24 protein-coding genes are annotated in these 23,214 nt (G+C 61.8%); 4 read left to right on the top strand and 20 right to left on the bottom strand.

Features of this window, described 5'->3' with window-relative positions:
• Position 1: 1 nt before the first annotated feature.
• The 3 genes from AC25BC_RS09110 to cysG are packed head-to-tail and all read right to left on the bottom strand — an operon-like array spanning position 2 to position 3,434.
• Complete coding sequence (locus AC25BC_RS09110) at positions 2–1,672, bottom strand: nitrite/sulfite reductase (RefSeq protein ID WP_017994004.1); 1,671 nt, start codon at positions 1,670–1,672, stop codon at positions 2–4.
• 8 nt (positions 1,673–1,680) lie between these two features.
• Complete coding sequence (locus AC25BC_RS09105; RefSeq protein ID WP_003539416.1) at positions 1,681–1,995, bottom strand: DUF2849 domain-containing protein; 315 nt, start codon at positions 1,993–1,995, stop codon at positions 1,681–1,683.
• 2 nt (positions 1,996–1,997) lie between these two features.
• Complete coding sequence (gene cysG, locus AC25BC_RS09100; protein WP_128439393.1) at positions 1,998–3,434, bottom strand: siroheme synthase CysG; 1,437 nt, start codon at positions 3,432–3,434, stop codon at positions 1,998–2,000.
• A gap of 268 nt (positions 3,435–3,702) precedes the next feature.
• Between cysG and AC25BC_RS09095 the strand changes: the two genes are divergently transcribed.
• Positions 3,703–4,290 carry a deaminase gene (locus tag AC25BC_RS09095; protein ID WP_128439376.1) on the top strand — a complete coding sequence of 196 codons (588 nt, stop codon included), beginning with the start codon at positions 3,703–3,705 and terminating at the stop codon, positions 4,288–4,290.
• A gap of 66 nt (positions 4,291–4,356) precedes the next feature.
• On the top strand, positions 4,357–5,202 hold the full coding sequence (mazG, locus tag AC25BC_RS09090) for a nucleoside triphosphate pyrophosphohydrolase (protein WP_012757349.1): 846 nt from the start codon (positions 4,357–4,359) through the stop codon (positions 5,200–5,202).
• Between the two features lie 181 nt (positions 5,203–5,383).
• Here the strand turns inward: mazG and hflX are convergent, their stop codons facing one another.
• The 11 genes from hflX to dusB form a co-directional block, all read right to left on the bottom strand.
• The gene (gene hflX, locus AC25BC_RS09085) at positions 5,384–6,709 is read right to left on the bottom strand and encodes a GTPase HflX (protein WP_128439375.1); all 1,326 of its coding nucleotides are present in this window, start codon (positions 6,707–6,709) and stop codon (positions 5,384–5,386) included.
• Positions 6,710–6,786: 77 nt separating this feature from the next.
• Complete coding sequence (gene hfq, locus AC25BC_RS09080; protein WP_003539403.1) at positions 6,787–7,029, bottom strand: RNA chaperone Hfq; 243 nt, start codon at positions 7,027–7,029, stop codon at positions 6,787–6,789.
• Positions 7,030–7,141: 112 nt separating this feature from the next.
• On the bottom strand, positions 7,142–8,005 hold the full coding sequence (locus tag AC25BC_RS09075; RefSeq protein WP_012757347.1) for a D-amino-acid transaminase: 864 nt from the start codon (positions 8,003–8,005) through the stop codon (positions 7,142–7,144).
• Positions 8,006–8,069: 64 nt separating this feature from the next.
• Positions 8,070–9,434, bottom strand: a complete 1,365-nt coding sequence (ntrX, locus tag AC25BC_RS09070; protein ID WP_003559163.1) for a nitrogen assimilation response regulator NtrX — start codon at positions 9,432–9,434, stop codon at positions 8,070–8,072.
• Positions 9,424–11,694, bottom strand: a complete 2,271-nt coding sequence (locus AC25BC_RS09065; protein WP_012757346.1) for a sensor histidine kinase NtrY-like — start codon at positions 11,692–11,694, stop codon at positions 9,424–9,426. The genes ntrX and AC25BC_RS09065 overlap by 11 nt, the downstream gene beginning before the upstream one ends.
• A gap of 340 nt (positions 11,695–12,034) precedes the next feature.
• Positions 12,035–12,376 carry a hypothetical protein gene (locus AC25BC_RS09060; protein WP_012757345.1) on the bottom strand — a complete coding sequence of 114 codons (342 nt, stop codon included), beginning with the start codon at positions 12,374–12,376 and terminating at the stop codon, positions 12,035–12,037.
• Positions 12,373–12,654, bottom strand: coding sequence for a hypothetical protein (locus AC25BC_RS09055; protein WP_012757344.1), 282 nt, complete (start codon positions 12,652–12,654; stop codon positions 12,373–12,375). Before AC25BC_RS09055 ends, AC25BC_RS09060 begins: the two co-directional genes overlap by 4 nt.
• A gap of 159 nt (positions 12,655–12,813) precedes the next feature.
• Positions 12,814–13,803 carry a potassium channel beta subunit family protein gene (locus tag AC25BC_RS09050; protein ID WP_012757343.1) on the bottom strand — a complete coding sequence of 330 codons (990 nt, stop codon included), beginning with the start codon at positions 13,801–13,803 and terminating at the stop codon, positions 12,814–12,816.
• Positions 13,804–14,410: 607 nt separating this feature from the next.
• Entirely contained in the window at positions 14,411–15,862 is a 1,452-nt protein-coding gene (gene ntrC / locus AC25BC_RS09045; protein ID WP_012757342.1) for a nitrogen regulation protein NR(I), read from the bottom strand.
• Entirely contained in the window at positions 15,859–17,013 is a 1,155-nt protein-coding gene (locus tag AC25BC_RS09040) for a two-component system sensor histidine kinase NtrB (RefSeq protein ID WP_128439374.1), read from the bottom strand. Before AC25BC_RS09040 ends, ntrC begins: the two co-directional genes overlap by 4 nt.
• Positions 17,010–18,026, bottom strand: coding sequence for a tRNA dihydrouridine synthase DusB (gene dusB / locus AC25BC_RS09035; RefSeq protein ID WP_206642392.1), 1,017 nt, complete (start codon positions 18,024–18,026; stop codon positions 17,010–17,012). The genes AC25BC_RS09040 and dusB overlap by 4 nt, the downstream gene beginning before the upstream one ends.
• Before the next feature lie 145 nt (positions 18,027–18,171).
• On the opposite strand from dusB, the gene AC25BC_RS09030 reads away from it, so the two are divergent.
• Both AC25BC_RS09030 and AC25BC_RS09025 read left to right on the top strand, forming a co-directional pair.
• Positions 18,172–19,389: a bifunctional 2-C-methyl-D-erythritol 4-phosphate cytidylyltransferase/2-C-methyl-D-erythritol 2,4-cyclodiphosphate synthase gene (locus AC25BC_RS09030; protein ID WP_128439372.1), complete on the top strand. Its 1,218-nt coding sequence runs from the start codon at positions 18,172–18,174 to the stop codon at positions 19,387–19,389.
• Positions 19,386–19,889, top strand: coding sequence for a CinA family protein (locus tag AC25BC_RS09025; RefSeq protein WP_206642391.1), 504 nt, complete (start codon positions 19,386–19,388; stop codon positions 19,887–19,889). Before AC25BC_RS09030 ends, AC25BC_RS09025 begins: the two co-directional genes overlap by 4 nt.
• 11 nt (positions 19,890–19,900) lie before the next feature.
• Here AC25BC_RS09025 and AC25BC_RS09020 read toward each other — a convergent pair whose 3' ends face one another.
• From AC25BC_RS09020 to AC25BC_RS08995, 6 genes are all read right to left on the bottom strand, one after another.
• Positions 19,901–20,356, bottom strand: coding sequence for a type II toxin-antitoxin system RatA family toxin (locus tag AC25BC_RS09020; protein ID WP_017993995.1), 456 nt, complete (start codon positions 20,354–20,356; stop codon positions 19,901–19,903).
• A 9-nt stretch (positions 20,357–20,365) separates the two neighbouring features.
• Positions 20,366–20,962: a P-loop NTPase family protein gene (locus AC25BC_RS09015; RefSeq protein ID WP_128439370.1), complete on the bottom strand. Its 597-nt coding sequence runs from the start codon at positions 20,960–20,962 to the stop codon at positions 20,366–20,368.
• A 40-nt stretch (positions 20,963–21,002) separates the two neighbouring features.
• On the bottom strand, positions 21,003–21,551 hold the full coding sequence (locus AC25BC_RS09010) for an AAA family ATPase (protein WP_128439392.1): 549 nt from the start codon (positions 21,549–21,551) through the stop codon (positions 21,003–21,005).
• Positions 21,552–21,619: 68 nt separating this feature from the next.
• On the bottom strand, positions 21,620–22,591 hold the full coding sequence (lipA, locus tag AC25BC_RS09005) for a lipoyl synthase (protein WP_012757334.1): 972 nt from the start codon (positions 22,589–22,591) through the stop codon (positions 21,620–21,622).
• Between the two features lie 48 nt (positions 22,592–22,639).
• The gene (locus tag AC25BC_RS09000; protein ID WP_012757333.1) at positions 22,640–22,888 is read right to left on the bottom strand and encodes a GlsB/YeaQ/YmgE family stress response membrane protein; all 249 of its coding nucleotides are present in this window, start codon (positions 22,886–22,888) and stop codon (positions 22,640–22,642) included.
• A 37-nt stretch (positions 22,889–22,925) separates the two neighbouring features.
• The gene (locus AC25BC_RS08995) at positions 22,926–23,180 is read right to left on the bottom strand and encodes a GlsB/YeaQ/YmgE family stress response membrane protein (RefSeq protein ID WP_003539329.1); all 255 of its coding nucleotides are present in this window, start codon (positions 23,178–23,180) and stop codon (positions 22,926–22,928) included.
• Between the last annotated feature and the right edge of the window lie 34 nt (positions 23,181–23,214).

Raw genomic sequence — 23,214 nt, 5'->3', positions numbered from 1 at the left:
CTTATGCCGCTTCGGCGGCCGAGCCGTAGAGCGCAGTCTTGAATGGCTGCGGTCCGACGCGGCGATAGGCGGCGAGGAAGTTCTCGGATTGATCGAGGCGCAGGCCGAGATAGGTGTCGACGATTGTCTCGATCGCGTCCGTCACGCGGTCCGGCTCGAAGCCGCGGCCGATGATTTCGCCGATCGAGGTATGTTCGTCGCCGGAGCCGCCGAGGGTGATCTGGTAGAGTTCGGCGCCCTTCTTCTCGACACCGAGCAGGCCGATATGGCCGACATGGTGATGGCCGCAGGCATTGATGCAGCCGGAGATCTTGATCTTCAGCTCGCCGATCTCGGCCTGGCGTTCGGCATTGCCGAAGCGGCGGGAGATTTCCTGTGCCAGCGGAATGGAGCGCGCATTGGCGAGCGCGCAGTAGTCCAGCCCGGGACAGGCAATGATATCGGTGATCAGGCCGGCATTGGCTTCCGCCAGATTGATGGCGACGAGGCCGCGATAGACGGCTTCGAGATCGGCAAGCGCCACATGCGGCAGGATCAGGTTCTGCTCATGGCTGACGCGGATTTCGTCGAAGGCATATTCCTCGGCGAGATCGGCAATCGCATCCATCTGCGCATCCGAGGCATCGCCCGGAATGCCGCCGATCGGCTTCAACGAAATCGTCACCATGCCGTAATCGGGGTTCTTGTGCGGCTGCACGTTCTGCTGAACCCAGCGGGAGAAACCGGAATCGGCCTTCTTCCAGCGGGCAAGGTTTTCCCAACCTTCGGCGCGTTGGGGCAGCGCCGGCGGCGCGAAATAGGCAGCGATCGACTGGACGTCCTTTTCCGGCAGCTTGAGCTCGGTATCCTTCAGCGCGGCGAATTCAGCCTCCACCTGGCGCGTCAGTTCCTCGGTGCCGGTTTCGTGCACCAGGATCTTGATGCGGGCCTTGTATTTGTTGTCGCGGCGGCCGTGCAGATTGTACACGCGCACGATGGCCGTGGTGTAGGAGAGCAGGTCTTCCTCGGGCAGGAAGTCGCGGATCAGCTTGGCGATCATCGGCGTACGGCCCTGGCCGCCGCCGACATAGACGGCAAAGCCGATCTCGCCCTTGTCGTTCGTCTTCACGTGCAGGCCGATATCATGGACCTGGATTGCGGCGCGGTCGCGCTCGGCGCCGGTGACGGCGATCTTGAACTTGCGCGGCAGGAAGGAGAATTCCGGGTGGACCGACGACCACTGGCGCAGGATTTCGGCGTAAGGACGCGGATCGGCGATCTCATCGGCGGCGGCACCGGCGAAGTGATCGGCCGTGACGTTTCTGATGCAATTGCCCGAGGTCTGCAGCGCATGCATCTCTACGCTGGCAAGGTCGGCAAGCGCATCGGGAATGTCGGACAGTTTCGGCCAGTTGAACTGCAGGTTCTGGCGCGTGGTGAAGTGGCCATAGCCGCGGTCATAGGTGCGGGCGATATGGGCGAGCATGCGCAGCTGGCGGGAGCTCAGCGTGCCATAGGGAATGGCGATGCGCAGCATGTAGGCATGGAGCTGCAGGTAGACGCCGTTCATCAGGCGCAGCGGCTTGAACGCGTCCTCGGCGAGCTCGCCGGAAAGGCGGCGCTCGACCTGATCGCGAAACTGCTCGACGCGCTCGGTAACAAAGGCATGGTCAAATTCGTCGTAACGGTACATCGTCTTCCTCAGACTGCAATGAATTCGGGATCGGCAGGAGCGTAGCCCGGGGCATATTCCATGGTCGGCCCTTGAGCGCGGATGCGCTCGCGAAGGCGAAGCGGCCAGAGAATGCCGTTGGTTTCCTGAACGTCGACGACGGCGACGTCAACCACCTCGTTGTCGGCATAGGATTTCTTGCCGATCGCCTCCAGCGCCGCTTCGGCCTCGGCATGACGGGCAACGAGCGCCTCCTGCAGCGAGGTGGACCACTTGCCGTTCGCATCCAGCCAGACGGCAATGCCGTCCGTCAGCCGGTTGGCGGTCAGAACCTTGTCACCCATATTCAGCTCCTTGCAAGTTCCTCGAGCCGGGCGTTTGCGCGCACCAAGGGCTCGGACAGTTCGAAATTGGCACCGGCGACCGCATCGCCGATGATGACCATGACGGGCCCGGTCAACTCGTCGCGGTGCTGCAGATCGGGCAGATCGGCGAGCGTGCCATGCAGCAGGCGGCGATCGGCGCGGCTGGCATTTTCGATGACGGCGACGGTGGTCTCAGACGGAATGCCCGCCTGCATCAGCCGCTCGGCAACGGAGGCGGCAACCGTGCGGCCCATATAGACGGCGATCGTCGCGCCGGAAACGGCAAGGCTTGCCCAATCGGGCAGCACGTCGCCGGTGAGATCATGGCCGGTCGTGAAGACCAGCGAGGAGGCGACGCCGCGCAGCGTCAGCGGCAGCTCGAAATCGGCTGCGGCGGCGAAAGCCGAGGTGATGCCGGGCACGACCTCATAGGTGACGCCGGCGGCGCGCAGTGCCGCCATCTCTTCGCCAGCCCGGCCATAGACCAGGGGATCGCCGGATTTCAGACGGACGACACGCTTGCCCTGGCGGCCGAGATCGACCAGCAGGTCGTTGATCTCTTCCTGGGACTTCGAATGGCAGCCCTTGCGCTTGCCGACGGAAAGCCGCTCGGCATCGCGGCGGCCCATATCGACGATCGCCTGCGGCACCAGCGCGTCATAGACGATGACGTCGGCTTCCATCATCACGCGCTGGGCGCGCAGCGTCAGCAGATCCTCGGCACCCGGACCGGCGCCGACCAGCCAGACGTGGCCGGCGACCTTGTCCATCGCGTGCAGCAGCCGGTCGGCGGCATGGCGGGCCTGCGGCAGGTTGCCGTTGGCGACCGCATCGGCAACGGCGCCGGAGAAGAAACGGCGCCAGAAGACCCGGCGGGAGACGCCTCTGGGAATCAGTTGTTCGACGGCCTTGCGGTAGCTCGTCGCCAGCCCGGCAAGACGGCCGAGCGAGGGCGAAAGAAGCTGGTCGATCTGCGCGCGGATCATCTGCGCCAAAACCGGCCCTGCCCCTTCCGTGCCGATCGCCACGGCGACGGGGGCGCGGTTGACCAGCGCCGGCGTGAAGAAATCGCAGTAATCGGGTTGATCGACGGCATTGGCCGGAATTCTGGCGGCACGTGCAGCATCGACGATGCTGCGGTCGTCAGCTTCATCGCCGGTTGCGGCGAAGACGAGCGCCGAACCCTCGACCTGTTCGGCTGCGAAGGCAGCGCGTACGGTCTCGATCCGGTTGGCGATCAGGAAAGCGTGGTAATCGGCTTCTGGCCGGTCGGCATAGGCAATGATCCGCGCCTTTGTGTTCAGCAGCAGCCGCACCTTGGCGAAAGCTTCGTCGCCATTGCCGAAGACAGCCGTCTTCTGGCCTTCCACGCGAAAGAAGGCGGGAAATACCGAAAGCTGTTCAGTCTTGGAAGGCATCATAAATCCACTTCGAAGTTGCCGGAATATGCCCTTGATCGACAAGGGATTGAAGGAACAGAAATTCGAAAGCCCAAGCAAGCAGGTATTCTTTTGCTCGTGCCGTCCGTGATTTGAGAAAAGTCACCCGTGCGGCCCAAAAACCGCATGTTCCCAGCCCGCTTGCTGCAGCGCAGTATAAAGCCTGTGACAAAAGTCGTCCACCGCTGCTTGACGCATTTCACTCGCGCCGCCAAGGCGATAGACTGAGGAAAACTGGAGTGTCCTCATGCCTGATAAGACCATTGCCTCCCGCCTGCTTCAGGTCATGGAAGACGATATCCTGCCGCTGACGGAGCGTGGCGTTTTGCTTGGGAATAAGGTGTTCGGTGCGGCGATCTTAAGGAAATCCGATCTTTCGCTTGTCGTCGCCGAGACCAATAACGAGCTGGAAAATCCGCTCTGGCACGGCGAGGTGCATACGCTGAAGCGTTTCTACGAGCTTGGCGACAAGCCGCCGACCAAGGATCTGATCTTCCTTTCGACGCACGAACCCTGCACCATGTGCATGTCGGCGATCACCTGGGCCGGCTTTGACAATTTCTATTATTTCTTCAGCCACGAGGATTCGCGCGACGCCTTTGCCATTCCGCACGACCTGAAAATCCTGAAGGAAGTCTTCGGGCTTGAACCCGGCGGCTACCGCAGGCAAAACGCCTTCTGGAACAGCTTTGCCATCGCCGATCTCGTCGAGACCGAAGAGGCTCAGCTGAAAAACGCGCTGAAGACGCAGACCGCCCGCATCAAGGCGCGCTACGACGCGCTGTCGACCAGCTATCAGTCGTCGAAGAGCGCCAACGACATTCCCTTGAACTGAGGGCCCCTGAACTGAGGGCCCCTGAACTGAGGGCCTCTGAACTGAAGCCTGCTGAACCGAGGCAACATGGAACCTTCCAAAGACATTTCCCGGCTGATCGAGATCATGGCGGCGCTACGCCATCCCGAAACCGGCTGCCCCTGGGACATCGTGCAGAACTTCGAGACGATCAAGCCCTATACGATCGAAGAGGCCTATGAGGTCTCCGACGCGATCGAGCGTGGCGATATGGACGATCTCTGCGACGAGTTGGGCGACCTGTTGCTGCAGGTAGTCTTTCACGCCCGCATGGCCGAAGAAGCCGGCGAATTTTCCTTCGGTGACGTGGTCAACGCCATCACCGCCAAGATGATCCGCCGCCACCCGCACGTCTTTGCCCGTTCGGCGGCGGATACGCCAGACGCGGTGAAGAGACAATGGGACGAGATCAAGCAGGCGGAGAAACGCGAGCGTGCCGAGCGGCGGTCACGGCGCGGCATCACCGAGGACTTCAACAGCGGCTTCCTCGGCTCCGTACAGCGCAGCTTCCCGGCCTTGACGGAAGCACTGAAACTGCAGGAACGCGCCGCCAAGGTCGGCTTCGATTGGTCAGCGCCCGAGCCGATCCTCGACAAGATCGAGGAGGAGATCGGCGAATTGCGGGTGGCCCTTCGCGAAGGCGATCAGGCAAAGGTCAACGACGAGCTCGGCGATCTGATCTTCGCGGTCGTCAATATCGGCCGGCATGTGAAGGCCGATCCGGAACAGGCAGTGCGCGGAACCAATACGAAATTCCGTCGTCGGTTCAGCCATATAGAACAGGTTCTTGAAGCAGAAGGTGAGACTCTGCAAGACGCGACGCTGGAGCGGATGGAGGAAATCTGGCAGGCGGCGAAGGCGATTGAAAGGGCGATCGTGGTTGGAGCGGAGTGAGGTATCGGCTGTCCGGTTTGTGCAGATGGCTGCCCCTCACCCTAACCCTCTCCCCGTGAACGGGTAGAGGGGACGTGCCATACCAGAGGTGCGCGAGAGCCGAGACATTGCGGCTTGACCCTTCGCCCCGTTTACGGGGAGAAGGTGGCGGCAGCCGGATGAGGGGCTGGTCTCGCCGACCTTACCGCTCCCAATCTTCCTTTGAAGACTTCTGGCCGTTGCCGATGCGGCGCTCGAGTTCGGTGGCTTCGGTTTCGGACAAGCGCAGGTCGAGGGTGATCGTTCCGTCTTCATTATCCTCGCGGCCGTCGACGATCGCGTGATCGTAAAGCCAGGGCAGCAGCGCCAGCTTGTCGACGGGAAGGCGGATCGTTGCCACGGTCATCACGCCGGATAGTCTGCGGCTGATCTCTTCCATCAGCGTATCGACGCCCTCGCCGCTGACGGCCGAAACGGCGACCACGTTGCTGGCGCCGGCCGATTTCTGCACCATGGTGTCGTGCACCTCGAGCTCCAGCCGGTCGATCTTGTTCCAGACCTCAATCAGCCGCTTGTCGGCTTCGGCCTCGTCGATGCCAAGATCGTTCAGGATGCGCATCACGTCAGAGCTCTGCGCCTGGTTGTCGGCATCGGACATGTCGCGGACATGCAGGATGAGATCGGCTTCCAGCACTTCTTCCAGCGTCGCCCGGAAGGCGGCGACCAGATGGGTCGGCAGGTCAGAGATGAAGCCGACGGTGTCGGACAGGATGACAGTGCGCCCGTGCGGCAGCTTCATGCGCCGAAGCGTCGGGTCGAGCGTGGCAAAGAGCATGTCTTCGGCCAGCACGCCGGCGCCGGTGATGCGGTTGAACAGCGTCGACTTGCCGGCATTGGTATAGCCGACCAGCGCCACGATCGGGTGCGGCACCTTGCGGCGCTTGGCGCGGTGGAGCTGGCGGGTGCGCACGACCTGCTCCAGCTCGCGTTCGAGCTTGATGATGCGGTCCTGCAGCATCCGCCGGTCGGCTTCGATCTGGGTTTCGCCGGGACCGCCCATGAAGCCGCCGCCGCCGCGCTGGCGTTCAAGGTGGGTCCAACTTCGGACGAGGCGGCCCTTCTGATAATTCAGATGGGCGAGGTCGACCTGCAGCGTGCCTTCCTTGGTGGAGGCGCGGCGGCCGAAGATTTCGAGGATGAGGCCCGTCCGGTCGATGACCTTGGCGTTCCATACCTTTTCGAGGTTGCGCTGCTGTACCGGAGTCAACGGATGATCGACGATGACGAGACCGGAATCGCGCTCATCGAGCAGTGCCTTGATCTCCTCGATCTTGCCGGTGCCGAGCAGTGTGGCCGGTCGCGGATCGTTGACCGGGACAATGGAGCCGTTGACGACATCGAGGTCGATCGCCTGGGCAAGGCCCGTCGCCTCTTCGAGCCGGCTTTCCGGTGTGCGGGTCGAGGCCGATTCGCCCTGGCCGCCGCGACTGCGCGATTTCAGAACCGGCACGACGACAGTCGCGCGCATGTCGTCCCTGTGCTTGGCGGCCTCAGGGATGATCGAATCGTTCTTGGTATCGCGTGTCGAAATGACGGCTGATCCTGTTAGGACGCTGCTTCTTCGCTCTCGAACATCTGCATGGGCTGGCCCGGCATGATCGTCGAGATCGCATGCTTATACACGAGCTGCGAATGGCCGTCACGGCGAAGAAGAACACAGAAATTGTCAAAAGACGTAACAACGCCCGTGAGTTTCACGCCGTTGATCAGAAAGATTGTCAGGGAAATCTTTTGCTTGCGAACAGTATTGAGAAATAAGTCCTGAAGATTCTGAGAACGTTCCGCCATCGCGCCGCTTCTTTCTTTATTGCCGACCTGATCCGGCCGGTAGAATATCAATCAACCTCACCATGCGAAGACCGGTGGCATCCTCATTCCACCTGTCCAGCAAATCTTGGTATCAAATCGCAATCTTTTCCGCAACGTCGAAAAAGGCCTCGCGGACTTTCTGCGAAACGCTGCCCGGATGACCGTTGGCAATGGGCTGGCCGTCGACGGAAACGACCGGAAAACAAATGCTTGTGGCTGCAGTGAGGAAGACCTCGCGGGCTGCGAGCATCTCCGAAACGGAGAAGTTCCGCTCAGTGATCGTCAACCCCAGCTTGGCTCCGACATCCATCAGAGTGGTGCGGGTAATGCCGCGCAGAATGCCGTGTTCGGCGGGGCGCGTCACCAGCGTTCCATCAGGATCGACGATCCAGACATTGGTCGCCGCCCCTTCCTTCACCATGCCGTCGCCGTCGGTATAGATCGCTTCCTGGGCGCCGGCTTCCTTGGCCTGCTGGCGGGCCATGGCGTTCGGCAGCAAGCCGACGGACTTGATGTCGACGCGGTCCCAGCGATTATCGACAAGGGTGATCGCCTTGATGCCATTGGCGTTCTTGGCGGCGATGATCCTGGCATCGGTGCTCTTGGCGGTGATCACGAGTGAGGGCGGCGTTCCCTCGGCCGGAAAGACGTGATCGCGGCGGGCGACGCCGCGTGTCACCTGCATGTAGAAAAGCCCGTTGCGGACATGGTTGCGGCGCAGCGTCTCGCGAATGACCTGCGTCAGCGCCGCCCGGCCCATCGGCCAGGCGATGCGCAACTCACCAAGCGATCGGTCGAGACGGTTCAGGTGGCGCGTGAGATCGACGATATAGCCGTGGCGCACCTCGCAGACCTCATAGACGCCATCGGCGAACTGGTAGCCGCGATCCTCGATATGCACGCTGGCATTGGAATGCTTGACGTAACGGCCATTCACATAGGCAATTCTCGGCATGGGAAACCTGGTCTTCCGGGAAGCAATATGGGACGCGGCGCGGGGTCGGCCGCGCCGGATACACTTAGACGCCGAGCGACTTCAGCTTGCGGTGGAGCGCCGAACGCTCCATGCCGACAAATTCCGCGGTGCGCGAGATGTTGCCGCCGAAGCGGTTGATCTGGGCGATCAGGTAATCCTTCTCGAACATCTCGCGGGCTTCGCGCAGCGGCAGCGTCATGATGTGATAGTCGTTCTTGGCGGACACCTTCGGCAGCATGTCGCCGAGATCGGTCGGCAGCATGTCGGCGGTGATCGGCGCATCCGGGCCGTCGGTGCGGGCAAGGATCATCAGCCGCTCGATATTGTTGCGCAGCTGGCGGATGTTGCCGGGCCAGTCATGCGCCTGCAGCACCGCCATGGCGTCGTCGCCGATACGGCGCGGACGGATGCCGGCCTGCTCCGATATCTGGCGCATCAGTTGATCGACGAGGAAGGGAATGTCCTCGCGCCGTTCGGCAAGCGCGGGCACACGCACCGGCACGACGGCAAGGCGATGATAGAGATCCTCGCGGAACCATCCCTCGGCGATGCGGCTCTCGAGATTGTATGCGGTCGAGGAGATGATGCGGACATCGACCTTGACGCGCTTGGAGCCGCCGACCCGCTCGAACTGCTGATCGACCAGGACGCGGAGAATCTTGTTCTGCGTCTCGCGCGGCATCTCGCCGACCTCGTCGAGATAGAGGATGCCGCGATGGGCTTCTTCGAGCGCGCCGATCTTGCGCGCCTGGCCGGGCGTGCCCTCGGTGCCGAACAGCGCCACTTCCATGCGCTCGGGCGTGATGTTGGCGGCGTTGATCGCAACGAAGGGGCCGTTGGCGCGGGCCGACTTCTTGTGGATCATCCGCGCCACCAGCTCCTTGCCGGAGCCCGACGCGCCGAGGATCATGATGCGGCTGTTGGTCGGCGCAACCTTCTCGATCGTCTGGCGCAACTGCGAGACGGCAACCGAGGTGCCGATCAGCTCCAGCGCATCGCCGGTGCGGCGCTTCAGATCCGAGACCTCGCGCTTCAGCTTGGAATTCTCCAGCGCGCGTTCGGCGATCAGGATCAGCCGGTCGGCCTTGAAGGGCTTTTCGATGAAATCGAAGGCGCCGCGCTTGATCGCCGAGACGGCGGTCTCGATGTTGCCATGGCCTGATATCATCACGACGGGCAGTTCCGGATGGCGAGTCCTGATCTCGTCGAGCAGTGAGAGACCATCGAGCTTGCTGCCCTGCATCCAGATATCGAGGAAGATCAGCCGCGGCACGCGATCGGAAATCGCCGCCAGTGCGCTGTCGCTGTCATGGGCCGTGCGCGTCTCGTGCCCTTCGTCGGAGAGAATGCCGGAAACGATCTCGCGAATATCGTGCTCATCGTCGACGACGAGAATATCAGAGGCCATAAACGCTTTCCTTGTCATTGGCTGCGGGGGCAGCAGGCGTCGGATCCAGGCGTGGCAGATGCACGCGGATCATGGCCCCTCTTCCCCGGTCAAAATCGGCGGGCGCATCATGCAGCTCGAGCTGCCCGCCATGTTCCTCGATGATCTTCTTGACGATGGCGAGGCCGAGGCCGGTGCCCTTCTCGCGCATCGTCATATAGGGTTCCAGAATGCTGTGGCGGTTCTCCACCGGCAGGCCGCGGCCATTGTCGATCACGTCGACGGTGAAGCGGTCGCGGCCGGTATCGAGGGCGGCGCGGACGAGAACCTTGCGTTCGTCCCGTTCGTCGCCAGGAACGGCCTCGATCGATTCAACGGCATTCTTGATGAGATTTCCGAAGGCCTGGCCGAGCATGCGGCTGTCGAACAGGCCTTCCAGCGGCTGGTCGCCGAAATCCTGCCCGAAGGTGACGTGATGGTTGCCCATCTCGCGCAGGAAGATCGCGTCGCGCAGGATATTGCGCAGATCGCTCGGCTCCTTGGTGGGTTTCGGCATGCGAGCAAAGGCGGAGAATTCGTCGACCATGCGGCCGATGTCGCCGACCTGGCGGATGATCGTATCCGTGCACTGGTCGAAGACGGTCCGGTCATCCGGGTCGATCTGCTTGCCGTAACGGCGCTGGATGCGCTCGGCGGACAGCTGGATCGGCGTCAGCGGGTTCTTGATCTCATGAGCGATGCGCCTGGCCACGTCGCCCCAGGCGGTCGAGCGCTGGGCGATGACGAGATCGGTGATGTCGTCGAGCGTGATCACGTAGGATTCGCTCATGTCGCGCACTTCCTCGCGGGTGACCTGCACGCTCAGCGTCCTCACCGTGCCGCCGCGCACCAGCGCGATCTGCTTGCGGAAATCGCCGCGATAACGCACCGCAGCCTCCGTCAGCACGTGATCGACCTCCGGCGCGATGTCGACCAGCTGCTTTCCGAGCATTTCGTCGGCCGACAACGACATCAGCGTCTCGGCCGAACTGTTGACGATGGCGATGCGGCGATCCTGCTCGACGCCGATGACGGCGGCGGTGACGCCCGACAGCACCGCTTCGATGAAGCGGCGGCGGTCGTCGACCTCGTCCTTGGCCTCAAGGATCTCGTCGCGCTGGGTGCGAATTTCGGAGATCATCTTGTTGAAGGTGCGAGAGAGATTGGCGACGTCGCCGTCGACGGCATGCACCGGCACGACGATATCCATATTGCCCGATGCAACGCTGTCGGCCGCCGTGATCAGCAGGCGGATCGGCCGGACGATGCGGTCGGCGACGGCGATCGCGGTCCAGATCGCCGCCAGCAGCACGATGAGCGCGAAGCCGATATAGAGCACGGCGAAGGCGACCTGCAGCGAGAAGCGGTTGGCCTCCATCGAGCGGTATTCGGTGGCGTTCTCCTCCATCATGCGCATGGCGCCCATGACCTTGGGATCGACGGCGCGCACCGTATAGAGGAAGGTGCCCTGGATGGCGTCGAGCTTGATGATGGCGCCGACGAGATTGGTAACGCCGGGCGGGATCAGCGTCGGCTGGCCGGCAGCCGCCTTTTCCAATGCGTCCTGCGGAATGGCCGGCAGCGGCTTTTCGGTGGCGATATCGGCTTGGACGATCACCGAGCCGTCGCGCTCGACGAGGAAGGCGCCGAGCAGGCCGCGGCCCCTCGCCTGGCGGGTCATCAGGTCGGCAAAGCCGGTCCTGTCGAGGGTGTAGAGCGCGCGGTTGCGCTCCAGATCGTTGGCCATGGAGACCGTCTGCCCCTGCAGGTAGCTGGCATTCTCCATCATGTAGGCTTGGCCGATGTTGCGCGACGAGCTGACGATCGACTGGGTGCGCAGGGCAAACCAGCGGTCGAGGCCGGCATTCAGCGTGATACTGGCGAAGATGGCGACGAGGATCGCCGGCGTAATCGCGACGATCGAAAAGAGCACGACGATGCGGATGTGCAGGCGGGCTGCCGCACGGCCGCGGGTGCGGGCTTTCAGCAGCCTTGCCACCTCGCGGCCGATCAAGGCGAGCAGCGTCAGGACAAAGAAGGAATTGACGATCACCGAGGTGATGACGACATGCGACGTCGGGGCGATCGGCGTCAGGCCGAGCAGCACGAAAAGCGTCGCTGTGGCGCAGAGAAGCGCGCCGCCGGCGAGCACCAGGCCGGGCACGGCAAAAAGGGCGCGGCGGTCGGTCACTGTCGTCACCGTCTCGCCCGCCGCCGCCGGCGATACCCCATCCTGCGTCATTCGGCCTCTCTTCAGACGACACCTGCCGCCCTCGCCATCCGATCGAAAACCAAGCAACGCCGGCTTTAGAAAGCCAGCGCTGCAACGACTCGATCGGGAGCGAATGTCCAAAACCCTTGCGTGACCTTTAAGCAACGCATTGTGGCGAAAATGCAACGCGTCTCGTCACATTGTCAAGCCGTGTTAACCTTGTCTCGTCGGCCATGCTTTCGCAGTCGCGGCGTCGCGGTTGCCGGATGATACACTGACGAGCAGACGCTGTAGGCTGGGCAAATCGCCTGCCGTTTGCCATGCTGTGTGCCGTCAGCCTTTCCGTCGTGTTGAAAACTAGACTGCAGGCTCATTTACTATGATCCCTGTATTGGATCAGAAAATCTAAGACCCGTTTGAGCGTCTTCTCGTCGTCATCGCGTATTACACCCATACCGACCAGGTCAGAGAACTCGTTGATGAGTCGTAGAGACCTTCTGCAACTGGCATCACCGATCGCACTTGCAAGGTCCATGGCGATCCGGCAGCGAGTGAAGGATTCATCGAAAGCGTTTATTCTCAGATACATACTGGCAAAGCTATCAGGTCTTGCGAAAAGACTGATCCCTGTCAAATTCGCCTCGATTTTCCCCTGACTGATGGCGCAGAAAAATAACAGCCACGCAAGGATACGAAACTTAGAGCGTTTCATTTTGCCTTACTGATCAAGTAAACCGCCACAGGCATCATAAACACGACCATGAAAACGATCCAACACTGCCTGTAAAGCACGAATTGACTCTTCAATTCCCGTGGAATCACTTGGCTGTTCTGATCAATTTCGGGGAGCGCCCTTCCCCTTTTCGTTACCAAGTTCGGCCCATATTTGTTGATCTTACTGGTCAGGTGCTCGAAGGCGAAGAGCATGCAGACGTGAAAAATTCCAGCGGCTATAAGACTTCCGATCGCGAAAACTTCAAGAAAATGCATCCCGCCTCCCTAGCATGTCACTGTTGCAAAAAGCTCGTTACAGCCGATCCAACCTAGTCACGGATACGCAGGCCCTCTCACGCGCCATCGTGCTGGAACGATTGGCCAGCGACGTCTCTCGACGGGCGTTGATCTGGCCCGTCGAGAGGTTTGTTTTCTCTAGAAGCGACGTGGTCCTTCGGGCTTGTTTCCGACGATCGTGTCGATCCGCTCCAGCACGTCAGACGTCATCTTGTGTCTGTGTGAGAGGGCCGCGAGATTGTCCTGCAGCTGGCCGGCGCGCGAGGCTCCAAGAATGACGGTCGAGACGTTGCGGTTGGCGAGGCACCACAAAAGGGCGAGATGGGTGATCGATATGCCGATCTCGTCCGCGAGCTTTGCGAGCTCGCCAACTTGTTTGAGCTGGGCAAGGCCGGCATCACTGGACCACTTTTCCTTCAGCCATTCGTAGCCCGGCAGGTTCATACGGCTGTCGGCAGGGACACCGTTGTTGTACTTGCCGGTCAGGACGCCTGAGGCGAGCGGCGACCAGATCGTGGTGCCAAGGCCGATCAGATCGTAGAGCGGCAGGTAGTCGGATTCGACCTTCTGGCGTTCGAAGATGTTGTACTGCGGCTGTTCCATGGTCGGCGGCGTGATGCGCAAGTCCCGGGCGACGGCATAGGCTTCCGTCAATTGCTGCGCGGACCATTCCGACGTGCCCCAATAGAGCACCTTGCCCTGGGCGACGAGGTCGTGCATCGCCCGGACCGTTTCCTCGATCGGCGTGTCGATATCCGGGCGGTGGCAGAAGTAGAGGTCGAGGTAATCGACCTGAAGCCGCTTAAGCGCTGCGTGGCAGGCGTCGGTCACATGCTTGCGCGACAGGCCGCGCTGCGTCGGCTTCTGGCCTCCCCAGAAGACCTTGCTGGAGACGACGAAGCTGTCGCGGCTCCAGCCGAGCCTGCTGAGCGCCTCGCCCATCACGATCTCGGACTTGCCGCTCTCGTATCCTTCGGCATTGTCGAAGAAGTTCACCCCGTTGTCATAGGCAAGCTTCATGAGGTCGACGGCGTCGCCTCCATTGACCTGCTTACCGAACGTCACCCATGAGCCGAAGGCGAACTCGCTCACCTGCAGGCCCGACTTTCCCAAACGTCGATATTCCATCATGCAACTCCCGCAAATTATGAATACGTGCCGGCCTGTCACCGGGGTCGGCGTCGCCCGATTGATCGACGACCGATTGGCGTAATCTATGGCATCCGCAACGATATGCGAGGCTCAGTGCGCCAAGTTGACCAAACACGATGTCGCAGTTCCCGTCAGCCCCTGACCGTAAAGAAAAAGGGCGCTCCACGACATCAGCCGGAGCGCCCGTGGCATGCGATCGACGACGTTTGCGGCGGAGGTCGACAGCAGCAACGGCAGAATGACGAGATTCGGAACGGATAGGCAACATGCGATTGGAATCTGCGACATTATCGACCGCTGATTGATCATGTCGTCCACCGGATATCCACAGCTTATCCACAGGCACGGCGACGATGATCGCAGCAACTTCAATGACATTTGCCTGTCGGCAAAACAATCTTCACAAATGCTTATGTGACTGTCGAATGACACCGCATCTTTGTTTGTCTGCTTGGATATAAACCGTGGCCTGGCTCAGATAGGCTCACCTCTCCTCCCGACCGTGGCGGCGGACGCCGGGAGGGGTGGGCGGTGGGCAACATGAGGGCCCGCCGCCTTCTTTTCATCGCACCCCGGAGCAGCTTCAGGCGGTGCGGGAACTCCTGTAGACCGAGACGCCAAGTTCCCTGATCTTCTTGCGCAGAGTGTTGCGGTTGAGACCGAGAAGATCGGCGGCCTTGATCTGGTTGCCGCGCGTCGCCGTCAGGGCGGCGAGGATCAGCGGATATTCCATTTCGGTCAGCACGCGATCATAGAGGCCGGGCGGCGGCAGATTGTCCCCGAAGCCTGCGAAGTAGCTGCGCATGTTCTCTTCGACGGCTTGCGCAATCGTCATCGAGCCGCTGCGCATCGGCCCCTTGTCGATCGGGCTGTCGGGCACGTCGGAACGCAGTTCCGCGTCGATGATCTCGCGAGTGATCACATCCTGCGGATAGAGCGCCATCAGACGGCGGATGAGGTTTTCCAGCTCGCGGACGTTGCCCGGCCAGGCATAGGCCTTCATCAATTCCAGGGCTTCCTGATCGAAACGCTTGGAGCCAAGACCTTCCTTTTCCGCCTGCTGGATGAAATGGCGCACCAGATCGGGAATGTCCTCGGCGCGGTCTCGCAGCGGCGGCAGGCGCAGCGGCACGACATTGAGGCGGTAATAGAGATCTTCGCGGAAAAGGCCCTGGTTGATCGCCTGCTTCAGGTCCTTGTTGGTGGCGGCAACGATGCGCACATCGGTGCGGATCGGCGTGCGGCCGCCGACGGTGGTATATTCGCCCTGCTGCAGGACGCGTAAGAGCCGCGTCTGGGCGTCCATCGGCATATCGCCGATCTCGTCGAGGAAGAGCGTGCCGCCTTCGGCCTGCTCGAAGCGGCCGGTCGAGCGCGTCTGCGCGCCGGTGAAGGCGCCCTTCTCATGGCCGAAGAGTTCGGATTCGATCAGGTCACGCGGGATCGCCGCCATGTTGATTGCGACGAACGGGCCGTTGCGGCGCTTGCCGTAATCATGCAGCGCGCGGGCGACGAGTTCCTTGCCGGTGCCGGATTCGCCGGTGATCATCAGCGTCAGGTCCGTCTGCATCAGTCGGGCGAGCACGCGATAGATTTCCTGCATCGCCGCCGAGCGGCCGACGAGCGGCATGCCGTCCTGCATGTCGTCTTCGAGTTTGGCGGGCTTGCGCTTCGGCTCGGAGAGCGCCCGGCCGATGATGCCGATCAGCTCGGTGAGGTCGAAGGGCTTCGGCAGATAATCGTAAGCGCCCTTCTCCGAGGCCTTGATGGCGGTCATGAAGGTGTTCTGGGCGCTCATGACGAGGACCGGCAGGTCGGGCCGCGCCTTCTTGATGCGCGGCAGCAGATCAAAGGCGTTTTCGTCGGGCATCACCACATCGGTGACGACCAGATCGCCCTCACCTGCCGAAATCCAGCGCCAGAGGGTAGCGGCGTTGGAGGTGATACGGACGTCATAACCGGCGCGGCTCAAAGCCTGGTTGAGCACGGTCCGGATGGCCGCATCATCATCTGCAACGAGGATCGTGGCTGTCATCGAGAAGGTCCTGTCGAGCTTGCTATAGAGGCGTCTTCAAGCGAGGCGTCCTTCGACGCCGGCATGAGAACGCGGAATGTCGTGCGGCTGTTCTGGCTGTCGCATTCAATGATGCCGCCGTGATCGCCGATGATCTTGGCGACCAGCGCCAGGCCGAGGCCGCTGCCGTTCGGCTTGGTGGTGATGAAGGGATCGAAGAGATGCGGCAACAGATCGAGGGGGACGCCGGGGCCGTTGTCATGGACGCAGAATTCCAGCGGCAGCGAGATCTTTTCACGCGTGCCGGCGACCGAAAGACGGATGCCAGGGCGATAGGCCGTCGTCAGCATGATTTCGCCGTCCGACCGATCGCCGACCGCTTCGGCGGCGTTTTTCACCAGATTGAGGAAGACCTGGACGAGCTGGTCGCGATTGGCATAGACGGCCGGCAGCGAGGGGTCGTAACTCTCGGTGACGCGAATGTTGCGGGCAAAACCCGCCTTGGCGACCGCCTTCACATGATCAAGCACGGAATGGATATTGACCGGCATGCGGTCGACAGGGCGTTCGTCGGAAAAGACTTCCATCCGGTCGACCAGCGAAACGATGCGATCGGTCTCGTCGCAGATCAGCCGGGTCAGCGCCCGATCGTCGTCGTCCGCAGATTGTTCGAGCAGCTGGGCGGCGCCGCGGATGCCGGAGAGCGGGTTCTTGATCTCGTGCGCCAGCATCGAGGCAAGGCCGGTCACCGAGCGGGCGGCGGCGCGATGCGTCAGCTGCCGGTCGATCTTGTCGGCCATCGAGCGTTCCTGAAAGACGATGACGACGGCGCCGGGCTCGCTGAGCACCGGGGCGACGTAGAGATCGACGAGCTTGTCCTGGCCGAGGCGGGGCGAACTCAGGTCGACGCGATATTCGTTGACCGGCGCCTTGCGCTCGCGCACCTGGTCGATCAGGGCAAGCAGCGGGCTGCCGAAAGGAATGAAAGTCGAAATCCGGTAACGCGCCAGATGCGAGGCGCTGGCGCCGAAGAAGGCCTCCGCCTCCCAATTGGCGAAAACGACGAAGCCGGATTCGTCGACCATGATGACGGGGTTCTGGATGGCGTTCAGCACGGCCATGGCGACGGTCCCGCCGGCGTGATCGGACGGAGATGTCATATCCTTCATCATGCCGCCTCCCGGCTGTCGACAACACTGGCCGCAAGCGCATCGTAAAGGCGCGCGGCCACCTCGTGCGGGTCGCGCGAGGTCATGATCTCCGCCTTTTCAGCGCCTGACAAATCAGGCGCGAAACGCTGGAGATACCAGCCAAGGTGCTTGCGGGCGTGGCGGATTGCCACCGCCTCGCCATAGAAATCCAGCATCATCCGGTAATGCTCGACGGCAATCTCGGCGATCTCCTGCGGTAGCGGCTCGGGCGCTCCCGATATGACACCGGCATGCCACGGCCTACCCTGGCAGCCCCTGCCGATCATCACGGCATCGGCGCCGGAGCGGCGCAATATTTCCTGCGCGTCGCCTGCGGTTTCGACATCGCCATTGGCGATCAGCGGAATGGAGATCACCTCGCGGACGGCGCGGATCGCATCCCAATCGGCGCGGCCTTCATAGAATTGCATGCGGGTGCGCCCATGAATGGTCACAAGCTGGATGCCCGCCGCCTCGGCGCGGCGGGCGATATCATGCGCGTTGATCGAATTCTCATCCCAGCCAAGGCGCATCTTCAGCGTCACCGGAATGTCGACGGCCTTGACCGTCGCCTCGATGAGGCCGAGCGCGTGATCGGGATCGCGCATCAGCGCCGAGCCGGAATAACCGCCGATCACTTTCTTAGCCGGGCAACCCATGTTGATATCGATGATATCGGCGCCGTGATCGGCGGCGATCTTGGCCGCCTCCGCCATCCAGTGCGCCTCGCGCCCGGCAAGCTGCACCATATGCGGCCGGAAGCCCGCAGCGCTGAGCCGCGACCAGGATTCGGCCGTGTCGTTGACCAGTTCGCGGCTCGCCACCATCTCGGTGACGACGAGGCCGGCGCCGAAACGCCAGGCAAGCTCGCGGAAGGGCATATCCGTGACGCCGGACATCGGCGCCAGTACAACGCGGTTCCGCACGGACACGGGTCCGATTTGGAAAGGCGTTGCGAGGTCCTTGGAAATCAAATGATTATCTTTCGGGCACACAATAGAACTGCATTATTTTTAGCCACTATTCCCTGGCTTGCCAAGGGGGCTGGGACGGGAATTGATATTTTTCGGGCAGATGCTGGAAAAGGCCAAAGCAAGACGGTAGAGCACTCGGGTCAATTCCGCATAATTTAGGGGATTTATGCTGCAAATGCCTTCTAAGCAACCGATATCGGCTGGAATTGTCATAGTGGCCGCCGGCCGCGGCGAGCGCGCAGGATCATCCAAGGAAGGCCCCAAGCAGTATCGCATGATCGGCGGCAAGCCGGTTATCGTGCATACGCTTGAAAACTTCATGACATGGGAAGCGGCAACTGAGATCGTCGTCGTCATTCATCCCGATGACGAGGCGCTGTTTGCGAGAGCCTTCCGCCATATCATCTCGGCAACGCCGATCGAAACGGTGCATGGGGGTGCGACCAGGCAGCAATCCGTGCTTGCCGGCCTCAGATATCTCAAGGACAAGCAAATCAGCCATGTGCTGATCCATGATGCCGTGCGGCCGTTCTTCGACCATGATCTCCTGGACCGCATTGCCGAGAGCCTTAATGCCGGCGCGCAGGCGGTCCTGCCGGCGATCCCGGTCACCGATACGCTGAAACGCGCCGACAGCGCGGGCACCGTGCTGACGACGGTTTCACGCGAGCATCTCTACGCGGCGCAGACGCCGCAATCCTTCGCCTTCGAAACGATCCTCGAGGCACATGAGAAGGCGGCGGCAAGCGGACGAAGCGATTTCACCGACGATGCCTCGATCGCCGAATGGCTGGGCATTCCGGTGACGATCGTCGAGGGCACGGCCGACAACGTCAAGCTGACGGTTAAGGACGATATCGCCATGGCCGACGACAAGCTCTCGTCTTCGCTGCTTCCGGACGTGCGCACCGGCAACGGCTACGACGTGCACCAGCTCGTCGCGGGTGATGGCGTGACGCTCTGCGGCGTGTTCATTCCACATGACCAGAAGCTGAAAGGACACTCGGATGCCGACGTTGCGCTGCATGCGCTGACCGACGCGCTGCTTGCCACCTGCGGCGCCGGCGATATCGGCGATCATTTCCCGCCATCCGACCCGCAATGGAAGGGGGCGCCTTCGCGGATCTTCATCGAGCATGCCGCCGCAATCGTGCGCGAGCGCGGCGGCACGATCATGAATGCCGACGTCTCGCTGATCGCCGAGGCGCCGAAGGTCGGGCCGCATCGCGACGCCATGCGGGCAAAAATGTCGGATTATCTCGGCATCGATATCGAGCGTTGCTCGGTCAAGGCGACGACCAACGAGACGATCGGCTTCGTCGGCCGGCGCGAAGGCATTGCGGCGATCGCGACTGCCACAGTCGTCTATCGCGGGAGGAAATGATGAGCCTTTTTCCCGACGATATCCTTTCGGCGGCGGAGACGATCATCCGTGACTTCACGGCCGCAGGGCTGATGGTCTCGACCGCCGAATCCTGCACCGGCGGGTTGGTCGCCGGGGCGCTGACGGAGATTTCAGGCTCGTCCGCCGTCGTCGACCGCGGCTTCGTCACCTATACGAATAGCGCGAAGATCGAGATGCTCGGCGTGCAGCCGGAAACCCTGCTGCGCTTCGGGGCGGTCTCCGAGGAAACGGCGCGACAGATGGTGCATGGCGCCCTCTTCCGCTCGCGCGCCGAGATCGCCGTTGCCGTCACCGGCATTGCCGGTCCCGGCGGCGGATCGGCGGAAAAGCCGGTCGGCCTGGTGTATCTCGCCGCCAAATCGCGCGCCGGCGCGCTCATCCATCGGAAAATGCTCTACGGCGATATCGGTCGCAGCGAGGTCCGGCTGGCGACGATCAGGACGGCGCTGGAGATGGTGCGCTCGCTCTATGCGGCCTGACGCCGGTTCGCTCATCGGGCCGGCGTGTAGATCCTGTTTGCGCGGGTCTCGAAGGCTTCGGTGAACATGCGGAAGGCGCGGTCGAACATCGAGCCCATCAACGCGCCCAGGATGCGGCTCTTGAACTCGTAATCGATGAAGAAATCGACGGTGCAGCCGCCGGATGGCGTCTCGGCGAAATGCCAGCGATTGTCGAGATATTTGAACGGGCCATCGATATATTTGACCTCGATGACGTGCTCGGCGCGGTTCAGCAGCACCTGTGTCGTGAAGGTCTCGCGGATCGCCTTGTAGCCGACCGTCATGTCGGCAACGAGCAGGATCTTACCGTCGCGCTCCTTGCGGCTCCTGATGGCGAGGGCTTCGCAGAGCGGCAGGAATTCCGGATAGCGCTCGACATCGGCGACGAGATCGAACATCTGCTCGGGCGTGTGCGGGACGGGACGGTGAGTTTCGAATTGCGGCATAAGCGGCAATTAATCGGGCCGGCCGAGAAGATCAAGAAGCTCGCGCATCTGGCGGCGGGATTTTAGCTGAAGAACCGGCACGTCGGGGCCGTGCTCGGCGATGCCCGCGACGAGGCGCGGCGCGAATTTCTCCTCGAAGGTCCAGATGAAGCGGAGGAATTCCGGATCGACCTTCTCGATACAGCCCGGCGCCATTTCGGGGCGAGTGCGGCCGATCCATCTCGCCCACCGGCTGATTGCGCCCCAGATACAGAGAAGCCGTGGCATGCGGACCCAGACGACGAAATCGGTGCGCGGCAGCCGAATGTCTAGGGAAGACGGGTTCGTGCCGTCCAGAATCCAACGTTCTTCGAGGATCCGGCTGACGATGATATTTCTCTGCTCGGCCCTGTCGCGCACCACCCAGCCGGGAAGCCAAAATACGTCGCGATCGAGCGAAATGTAGGAAAGCCCGAAGCGCTTGGCGATCTTCAGCGATAGCGTGGATTTGCCGCCGCCCGAGCAACCCATGACGAGGATGCGGCGGGCTGTGCGAATATGCTCCGCAGCCTGTTCGAGATCGGTGATCTGCTGATGCGGCGGCAAGTCTACTCTCTTATCCATCATGCAACTCCCTCGAGCCAGACGTGCGTTTCGCCGGCGCGACTCAAGCGCTAAGAGCGGCGAACCGGTTAGTTGCTTTACGCGATCTCATGATGACGGTGGAATTTGCAAGCCCGTGATGCTGAAGTGCTGCCTCGATCAAAGGCGCGGCGTCGCGCTCGAAATTCCAGATATAGCCAAGCGCGTCCAGCGAGAGGCGTTCGGGGCAGCCGGCAGGCAGTTCGGGACGGTTGCGCCCAAAATAACGGAATGTTCTCGAGACCGCGCCGTACAGGCATGCATATCTGGGCAGCCGAAGCCAGATGACGGCGTCGGCGCGCGGCAGGCGAAGATGGAAGGAGCTGAGACCGGTTCCATCCATGATCCAGCGCTGTTCCGCCACCGCCTTGGCGATCCGGCGGTCGATCTCGTCGCGCGGTCTCTTTCTCCAGCCCGGTTGCCAGTAGAAGTCACGGTCCATGGAGATGTAGTCAAGGTCGAGCGCTCGCGAAAGCCGCTTTGCGAGCGTGCTTTTGCCGCTGCCGGGGCAGCCGATCACCAGGATACGATTGGCTTCGATCAGCGGCGATTTCAATCCGGAGGTGATGTTCATCATCGACAGCCCAAAGAAAAACCGCGGCGAAAATCGCCGCGGTTCAATCAAAAAGCAAGTGCCGGCGCTTACTCGGCGGCGATCAGCAGCTTCTTTTCGCGCGCCGCTCTCAGCCGGGCAAAATCGTCGCCGGCATGGTGGGAAGAGCGGGTCAGCGGGCTGGAGGCGACCATCAGGAAGCCCTTGCTGTAGGCGACGGTCTCATAAGACTTGAACTCGTCGGGCGTGACGAAGCTTTCGACCTTGTGGTGCTTGCGTGTCGGCTGCAGGTACTGGCCGATCGTCAGGAAGTCGACATCGGCTGTGCGCAGATCGTCCATCAGCTGGAGGACTTCGTTTCGCTCTTCGCCAAGACCGACCATGATGCCCGATTTGGTGAACATGGTGGGGTCGAGTTCCTTCACCCGCTGCAGCAGGCGGACGGAATGGAAGTAGCGGGCGCCAGGGCGAACCGTCAGATAGTTGCCAGGCACCGTTTCCATATTGTGGTTGAAGACGTCGGGCTTGGCGGCGACGACGCGTTCCAGCGCACCCGGCTTCTTCAGGAAGTCGGGCGTCAGGATCTCGATCGTCGTCATCGGCGAGGCCGCACGGATTGCCCAGATCACCTTTTCGAAGTGTTCGGCGCCGCCGTCCTCCAGGTCGTCACGGTCGACCGAGGTGATAACGACGTGGGATAGGCCCATCTCCTTGACCGCCTTGGCGACATTCTCCGGCTCGGCCATGTCGAGCGCATTCGGCTTGCCGGTGGCGACGTTGCAGAAGGCGCAGGCGCGGGTACAGATCTCGCCCATGATCATGAACGTCGCGTGCTTCTTGTCCCAGCACTCGCCGATATTCGGGCAGCCGGCCTCCTCGCAGACGGTGACGAGCTTGTGCTCCTTCACGATCGCGCGCGTCTCGGCATAACCCTTGGAGGTCGGCGCCTTGACGCGAATCCAGTCCGGCTTGCGCATGACTTCCGTATCAGGCCGATGCGCCTTCTCCGGATGCCGCACGCGCTTGGCGTCGGGATTGATCGTATCGAGGATCGTCACCATTGCAGTTTCAGCTTTCTATCGCCCCTATGCGGCAAATCTCATTCGGATCTAGCGCCGCACCAGCCGCGCAAGGAATATCAACAGGCAGGCGCCAAGGAAACCCGTCACGAAGTAACCGAGCCGTCCGCCGACCACCTCGACATGGAACTGCGCAAGGACGGCGCTTGCGACGACCGAACCGACGATGCCGAGCACAATGTTCAGAAAAATCCCGTATCGCGCTTCCATCAGCTTGCCGGCGAGCCAGCCCGCAAGTCCACCGATGATGATTGCCGAAATCCAACCGACGCTTTCCATGCCTGCCCCTACCCTCAAGTTGGCCCTCAGTTACGCCTCAAGCCACCGCCCTGGCGATCAGAACCACGATGATGGCGCCGACGGTGGCGTGGATGATCTGCACCACCAGCGCGTTTTCAATGCCCAGCGAAATGCCGAGCGCGCTGAACAGATAACCGCCGACGAAGGCGCCGATAATGCCGCTCAGCAGGCATCTTATCAACCCGCCGCCACCGACGACCAGGCTTGCGAGGAAGCCTGCGACCAGGCCGATCAGCAAAAATACCAGCAACGCCTGCGTCTCCATAGACATGATGATTTCCTTTCGTTTTTTCCACCCCGGTGGG

The organism is Rhizobium sp. WSM409 (assembly GCF_057653825.1).
Note: the sequence above shows the minus strand (reverse complement) of the source record. Positions and strands in the feature narration are given on the sequence as shown.

Bases quoted from the DNA above. Each gene is read 5' to 3' on its own strand.
- AC25BC_RS08995 (WP_003539329.1), bottom strand. From the start codon at position 23,180: ATGTCTATGGAGACGCAGGCGTTGCTGGTATTTTTGCTGATCGGCCTG.
- AC25BC_RS09095 (WP_128439376.1), top strand. From the start codon at position 3,703: ATGCCTGATAAGACCATTGCCTCCCGCCTGCTTCAGGTCATGGAAGAC.
- AC25BC_RS09075 (WP_012757347.1), bottom strand. From the start codon at position 8,005: ATGCCGAGAATTGCCTATGTGAATGGCCGTTACGTCAAGCATTCCAAT.
- AC25BC_RS09055 (WP_012757344.1), bottom strand. From the start codon at position 12,654: ATGCATTTTCTTGAAGTTTTCGCGATCGGAAGTCTTATAGCCGCTGGA.
- ntrX (WP_003559163.1), bottom strand. From the start codon at position 9,434: ATGGCCTCTGATATTCTCGTCGTCGACGATGAGCACGATATTCGCGAG.
- AC25BC_RS09050 (WP_012757343.1), bottom strand. From the start codon at position 13,803: ATGGAATATCGACGTTTGGGAAAGTCGGGCCTGCAGGTGAGCGAGTTC.
- AC25BC_RS09060 (WP_012757345.1), bottom strand. From the start codon at position 12,376: ATGAAACGCTCTAAGTTTCGTATCCTTGCGTGGCTGTTATTTTTCTGC.
- hfq (WP_003539403.1), bottom strand. From the start codon at position 7,029: ATGGCGGAACGTTCTCAGAATCTTCAGGACTTATTTCTCAATACTGTT.
- cysG (WP_128439393.1), bottom strand. From the start codon at position 3,434: ATGCCTTCCAAGACTGAACAGCTTTCGGTATTTCCCGCCTTCTTTCGC.
- mazG (WP_012757349.1), top strand. From the start codon at position 4,357: ATGGAACCTTCCAAAGACATTTCCCGGCTGATCGAGATCATGGCGGCG.
- hflX (WP_128439375.1), bottom strand. From the start codon at position 6,709: ATGCGCGCGACTGTCGTCGTGCCGGTTCTGAAATCGCGCAGTCGCGGC.
- AC25BC_RS09020 (WP_017993995.1), bottom strand. From the start codon at position 20,356: ATGCCGCAATTCGAAACTCACCGTCCCGTCCCGCACACGCCCGAGCAG.
- AC25BC_RS09030 (WP_128439372.1), top strand. From the start codon at position 18,172: ATGCTGCAAATGCCTTCTAAGCAACCGATATCGGCTGGAATTGTCATA.
- AC25BC_RS09015 (WP_128439370.1), bottom strand. From the start codon at position 20,962: ATGATGGATAAGAGAGTAGACTTGCCGCCGCATCAGCAGATCACCGAT.
- AC25BC_RS09065 (WP_012757346.1), bottom strand. From the start codon at position 11,694: ATGACGCAGGATGGGGTATCGCCGGCGGCGGCGGGCGAGACGGTGACG.
- AC25BC_RS09025 (WP_206642391.1), top strand. From the start codon at position 19,386: ATGATGAGCCTTTTTCCCGACGATATCCTTTCGGCGGCGGAGACGATC.
- ntrC (WP_012757342.1), bottom strand. From the start codon at position 15,862: ATGACAGCCACGATCCTCGTTGCAGATGATGATGCGGCCATCCGGACC.
- AC25BC_RS09010 (WP_128439392.1), bottom strand. From the start codon at position 21,551: ATGAACATCACCTCCGGATTGAAATCGCCGCTGATCGAAGCCAATCGT.
- AC25BC_RS09110 (WP_017994004.1), bottom strand. From the start codon at position 1,672: ATGTACCGTTACGACGAATTTGACCATGCCTTTGTTACCGAGCGCGTC.
- lipA (WP_012757334.1), bottom strand. From the start codon at position 22,591: ATGGTGACGATCCTCGATACGATCAATCCCGACGCCAAGCGCGTGCGG.
- AC25BC_RS09000 (WP_012757333.1), bottom strand. From the start codon at position 22,888: ATGGAAAGCGTCGGTTGGATTTCGGCAATCATCATCGGTGGACTTGCG.
- AC25BC_RS09040 (WP_128439374.1), bottom strand. From the start codon at position 17,013: ATGATGAAGGATATGACATCTCCGTCCGATCACGCCGGCGGGACCGTC.
- AC25BC_RS09105 (WP_003539416.1), bottom strand. From the start codon at position 1,995: ATGGGTGACAAGGTTCTGACCGCCAACCGGCTGACGGACGGCATTGCC.